1 pseudogene is annotated in these 1,091 nt (G+C 40.0%); it reads right to left on the bottom strand.

Annotation, left to right across the window (positions count from 1 at the left end):
* Positions 1 to 430: 430 nt before the first annotated feature.
* Positions 431 to 1,091 (bottom strand): annotated as a pseudogene (locus tag AC1DPQ_RS28535) (hypothetical protein); the annotation flags it as partial.

The following is a 1,091-nucleotide window of genomic DNA, read 5'->3' as shown; positions in this document are numbered from 1 at the left end:
ACTTAAACCAGCCTGTGCTAACAACCATTTTGGAATTAACGGCACCTGAACAACAGGCGAATTAAAAGTTTTGCCGCTTAGGAAGCAGATTTTGTATAAAAAATCGAAGTTTTGGAAAGGATTGTATAAGCCGGTATTCATCACTGCAATATTAGCCATTATATTTTTAGGGCTTTGCAACGATATTTTATTTTAACGCAGGGATTACAACCACCTCACCCTGTTAGCGGGCTTGCTTGAGCACTATCTCAGGATAGAGGTATATCATAAATATAGATTTGTCATCCTGAGCTTGTCGAAGGACCTGCATAAATACGCTTTAAAGTGTTTCGACAGGCTCAACATGACAGCATCTGAGGTAAATCGCCTTACGATACTACCTCAACAAAAGACATTGCTATACTACATCCATAAACAGGGCGGTTAAGTCCTAGTAATTATTATAATAATAACTGATATCATCAACCAGCTGGTTGTAAATGGGTTTGGTAAATTCTAAAAACAAAGCACTGGGTGGTGGAGGCAGTTGCTCCCTCCTTCGGGTAATGGCCAATTGTTGTTTACTGAGCGCCCTATCATCACCTTTATAGGTTGCCCAATTATCTCTCCATACATAAGTTCCAGGGAATTTCTGCTGGCGTACCAGTTTTTTTGTGCTCCAATCGGTAATGCTCATATCCAATAATCCCGACGAAGAGATGTTCTTTTCGAAAATACTTAAGGTGGCTTTAACCGTGCCGTAAATTGGTTTTTTCTCACGGGTTTCGCCAATTACCACACTGTCGCGTTTCAACTTTTCTACCCTTTCTTTTACATAGGTTTGGCCTACCACAAAATCATCAAAGTTTAAACTCAATACCTGATCGGGAACAATTTTTTGATCTGTTGCCTGGGCCTCGCCATAAAATATCACAAACTTATTTCTCGAGTAATTTCCAATAAACTGATCGATCTGCTGTTGAAAATAATCAGCGCTTAATTTGTACATGCCGCTGTTTACAATAATCGGCTGTACCACAACCCTGGTTACCGCTGCCCAATAAGCATCCTCCATTTTGGCTTTGGCATCTTTATAATTTGGCTGAAGATTC

It is taken from the genome of Pedobacter sp. 01T416_2, assembly GCF_056398925.1.
The sequence above is the reverse complement of the archived record's forward strand: the minus strand, read 5'-3'. Positions and strand labels throughout refer to the sequence as shown.